The sequence below is a fragment of the Alteromonas sp. 14N.309.X.WAT.G.H12 genome, from assembly GCF_036697315.1.
In the GTDB taxonomy this organism is placed as follows: Bacteria; Pseudomonadota; Gammaproteobacteria; order Enterobacterales; family Alteromonadaceae; genus Alteromonas.
Window position 1 is genome coordinate 19,745 of record NZ_JBAHZB010000030.1, and the last position, 4,921, is coordinate 24,665.

Annotated in this window: 2 protein-coding genes; both read right to left on the reverse strand. The window is 47.1% G+C overall.

The features are described from left to right. Positions 1 to 57: 57 nt before the first annotated feature. Positions 58 to 3,255, reverse strand: coding sequence for a S41 family peptidase (locus tag V5298_RS10135; protein WP_332931347.1), 3,198 nt, complete (start codon positions 3,253 to 3,255; stop codon positions 58 to 60). 279 nt (positions 3,256 to 3,534) lie between these two features. Then, positions 3,535 to 4,911, reverse strand: a complete 1,377-nt coding sequence (locus V5298_RS10140) for a class II fumarate hydratase (RefSeq protein ID WP_332931357.1) — start codon at positions 4,909 to 4,911, stop codon at positions 3,535 to 3,537. Positions 4,912 to 4,921: the final 10 nt, after the last annotated feature.

Sequence of the window (4,921 nt, forward strand, 5' to 3'; positions counted from 1 at the left end):
AGTGATAGAAGGTAATCAGGGTGTGTAAGGCCACTTACACACCCTGATTACCTTCTATCACTTCAGTTCTGTGAGCAGCTCCTTAACGGCTCTTTGCAGTTGAGGATCTACGCCTTTCGCTTTGTAGGCGGGAGGGTTAAACACCTCAATATCCGGCTGAGCGGGTACGCCTTCCATATTGTCGTCAGTGTCTTTTACCCACCAACCTCTATAGGGCATCCGTACTATGGAGCCATCAACCAGTGGGTAGGCGCCGGTACTGATCACCGCACCAAAGGTAGGCCGACCTACTAACTTACCTAAACCCAGCGCTTTATAAGCATGGGAGAAGATTTCTGCATTGGAATAACTGTTTTGATTGCTCATGGCAATGGTTGGCTTGGTCCACACAGAAAGAGGCAAACGCTCAGAGAAAGGATAGTGGTTTTTAAACGCCTTGCGATCACCATGGATATCATCAATGGCACCGCGAGGGATAGTATATGCATATTGCTTCACATTGAGCACTTCCATCAGGTAGTCAGTGGTCCAGCCTCCGCCATTGTAGCGCACATCAATGACGATGCCGTCTTTGCCATAACCTGCGGCCATAAGATCCCGCTCAAAGCGTTCAAAGCTGGTCCAGTTCATACCGCGAATGTGTAAATAGCCCAACCGGCCGTGAGAATATTTTTCGGTGAGTTGACGTCGCTCTTCCACCCAGGCTTCGTAATTTTCATCACTTAAGGATCCCGTTGGCCAAATGGTAATTTCTTTTGTTTGGTTATTGCGTAATACCGTTAATAATACTGGAGTATTGGCAGTATCTTGCAGTAATTGATACAAATTATTACCTGTAACAGGTTGCTGGTTCACTTCCATGATCACATCTTTGGGTAGCAACTGGCTATCAATACGATCAGCCGGGCTGTTGGCTAACACTGTAGCTACGGCAAAGCCCTTTTCCACCGGTTCACCGGCGATCCCCAATAAGCCCGTTTTTTGCTTTTGGGTGACTTTTTGATTATCACCGCGATACATGCCCATATGACTGGCGTTGATTTGCCCCAACATGCGATTAAATACCGCTTTAAAATCTTCTTTTGTCGATGCCTTTAGCGCTAAAGGGCGATATTTGTTCCGTAACATTTGCCAATCTTGGCCGTGAAAGCTTGGATCATAAAAGCCGGCATTCAGTGCACGCCAGCCTTCGTCAAATAGCTGGGTTAATTCATCGTGATAATTGATTTGCTGGGTCGATTTAACGCTAAAGGTTTCCGCTTTATCGTCTTTAAGGGCCACACGATTTAATTTACCCCCTTCGGTTAGCGCAAAAAGGTATTTGCCGTCTTGGGCTAGCGTCATGTCAACAACACCTTTATTTCCTTCGATAACGGTGGCTTTGTCCTCGCCATCCCATTTTATCTTATAAAGGTTTTTATCGGCTTTGAAATTTTGTCGACCGGCACCGCCAATGGTGAAGTAGAGGTGTTCTCCATCTGGGGTAAAAGCAAGCTGGTTTTCGTTCGATGGAATGGCAGTCACCTGTTGTAAGCGCTGGTAGATACCATCAAAATCGATAGTGACAGTAACGTCGGCTTTGGTGTCCTCGTCTTCTTTCACCTCTTGCGTTTTTGCTTGTTCTTGAGCGTCCTTTAAAAAGGCTTGTCGGCGCCATTCTTCCTGGGAGCGCTGCCAGTCCGCTTTTTTCAGCCACACAAACCAGATATCGGCATCGCCATTATTGCGCTGAGAGATAAAACCTAATTTACTGCCGTCAGGGCTCCACACCGGGTTGCTGTCGGATTTGGGATGCATACTTATATTCACTGGTGGTTGGGAATTATCCGCAGAATGAATATACACCTCTTCATTAAAGTCTAAATCCGCTAGACTATAAGCTAGCCAACGGCTATCCGGTGACCAAGTCAGACCTTTTGGCGTATCCCATCCATCAAGTAGGGTGGTTAGGTTTGATAATTCATTTTTAGCCGTCATCTGCCCGATAATGAGCTTGCCTCGCCCTTGTAAAAACGCCACATGGGATTGATCCGGGGCGACCACAGGGGCGAGTTCGTCGGTTTTCGTATTAGTAAGCTGATGGGTGGTATGCTTTAAAGATGTAAATATATTGGCGTTGTTTTCATCTGCCGAGGTCAAGGCAAATAAATCATATTGGCCGAAGCGATCAGAAGAAAATAACAGGGTGTCATCGTTAAGCCAGGTGACGTCTCGTTCTCGCGACGCGCCTTGGGTTAATCGTACGCTGCGGGCGTCTTTAACATCATTGCGCGTAACAAACACATCGCCGCGAATGATATAAGCGGTAAGTTGTTCATTGGGGGATACGGCATATTGTTCAATGTTGTCGGTCGTGCTTTTGGTTACCACAGGATCAAAACGAAAATCCGTTTTTAATTCCATCTGCAACGCGACTTTAGTCCCCGTATCGGGTAATAAGGTGTAAAGGGCATCACCGGCTTGGTAGACCAGTTTTTTGCCATCGGCGGTGGTACTGTAATGCCACACACCAAAGCCCTGTTCATCGGTTATTTGTTCAATTCTGCCACCCAAGGTTTTCTTGTGTACGTTGTATTTGCCGGAGCGTGCAGAAATAAAATAGAAGCTTTGGTTGTTTACCCATTTAGGCATAAAGTCATTGCCGTCAAATTGGGTTATTTGGGTATAACTTTGCTTGCGGATATCGTACAACCATACATTCCGATTCGCAGGGCCGCGATAGGCTTCTCGTTCAATACGGTTAGAGCCGCGCACAAACAATACCTTGCTGCCATCGGGCGAGACTTGGGCATCAAATCCCAAGGCATCCATAAAACGTTGCTCGGTGGTGGCTCCGGCGGCAGGAACTGAGAAGATTTCCCACTCGCGCTCTACCTGGGCATAAATGCGTCGGGTATTGAATAACACCTTTTTATCGGCGGTAAACTGCATGACGTGATCTTGCCCAGAATGAAAGGTTAATCGCTTTGGAATGCCACCCTCACGTGGAATAACAAACACATCGTCATTGCCAAAACGATCACTATTAAACGCCAACATACTGCTATCCGGTGACCAGATGGGGCTGTCGTCGGTGCCCTCATGGATGGTTAAACGCTTAGCATTGCCGCCCTGACTATCCATTGTCCAAATATCTCCCTGATAGCTAAAGGCAATGCTGTTGCCATCAGGACTGATTTCAGGGTGAAAAATTAAAGGTTGGGCAAGGGCTTGGGTTGCAAATAGGCCAAGCACGCAAGCAAATACTCGCATCATGTTTTAAGTATCCATATTAGTAAGTTGATCCCTATCGGTAGGGGATATGAATAAATATTGTTACTGTTCAGGCTATTATAAGTATCAAGGGATCTTAAAATCTAAAGTAACTGTAATCTTTTCAATTTTATTACACCGTTCCGATATTATTTACCCAGAAAGATATCGTTTCCGCAGGTTTAATCATGTTTTTTAAGGCACTAGGGGAGGGGGAAAGTGCAGGCGCTTTGCCTTAATGGTGATAGGCGGGCAGTGTCAGTGCCCGCGTAGTTTGCTGAACTATTGATTTTCTGTAAGCTTTTTAGGATCGAGTAAGCGGCTCAGTTCTGCGCGGGATAAATCCGTCATTTGCTCTGCTACATCAATGACCGGGCGTTTTTCTTTGTATGCCCGTTTGGCAATTTCAGCGGCATTGTTATAGCCAATAATAGGGTTTAATGCGGTAACCAGAATGGGGTTCTTATGTAGCGCGGCTTCAAGATTCTCATTGAGTACCTCAAACCCGGTAATGGCTTTGTCCGCCAGTAGTCTGGCGCTGTTGCTTATCAGGGTAATACTGCTTAACAGGTTGCTAGCTATCATAGGTAGCATTACGTTTAATTCAAAGTTCCCAGACTGTCCCCCCACGGTGATTGCCGTATCGTTCCCCATAACCTGGGCTGAAGCCATGGTAACGGCTTCTGGGATCACGGGGTTCACCTTGCCGGGCATAATGGAAGAGCCAGGTTGTAACGCTGGCAGAGCAATTTCACCTAAGCCTGCTAAGGGCCCTGAATTCATCCAACGCAAATCATTGGCAATCTTCATAAAGGTCACCGCGCTCGATTTTAGCGTGCCTGAAAGGGTGACCGCCGTATCCTGAGAGGCAATTAAAGCAAAGAAGTTGTCTGCGGGTTGAAAGGGAATATCGGTAAGCGCGGTTAGGGCCTGATTGAAGGCGTTAGCGAAATCGGGATGTGCATTGATGCCCGTTCCCACCGCGGTGCCACCTTGTGCCAAGGTTTGAACGGAGGGCTGTAAGTAGGTGATATTCTGGATTTGTTGGCCTATTTGAGCCTGCCAACCCGATAGGCTTTGATCCATACGGATAGGCATGGCATCCATTAAGTGGGTTCTGCCGGTTTTGCAAAACTGCTTTACGGTATCGGCTTTCTTGCCGATGCTGGTGTACAAATGACCTAAGGCAGGCAGAAGTTGCTGTTTTATGGCAATGGCCGCGCTGACATGAATGGTTGTGGGGATCACATCGTTGCTGCTTTGGCCATAATTGACATGATCATTTGGGTGAATTGGGATACCGGATTGTAAACTGGCAGTACGGGCAATTACTTCATTGGCGTTCATGTTTGTGCTGGTACCTGATCCTGTCTGGAAAATATCTACGGGAAAATGGTTCATCAGGTCTTTGTCGTCGAGCAATTTGTCACAGGCACTGCTTATGGCTTCGCCAATGTCGCCGTCGAGCACTTCCAGTTTTACATTGGCTTGTGCGGCGGCTTTTTTCACCGTGATCAGCGCTTTAATAAAAGCTTCCGGCATTGTCTGCCCACTCATTGGAAAGTTATCCACGGCACGCTGGGTTTGGGCGCCATAAAGTGCGTCGGCAGGAACCTCTAAGGTGCCCATGCTGTCTTTTTCGGTTCTGGTGGTTGTCATTACAATGTCC

Coding starts and splice junctions, on each gene's coding strand:
- V5298_RS10140 (WP_332931357.1), bottom strand. CDS start 4,911: ATGACAACCACCAGAACCGAAAAAGACAGCATGGGCACCTTAGAGGTT.
- V5298_RS10135 (WP_332931347.1), bottom strand. CDS start 3,255: ATGATGCGAGTATTTGCTTGCGTGCTTGGCCTATTTGCAACCCAAGCC.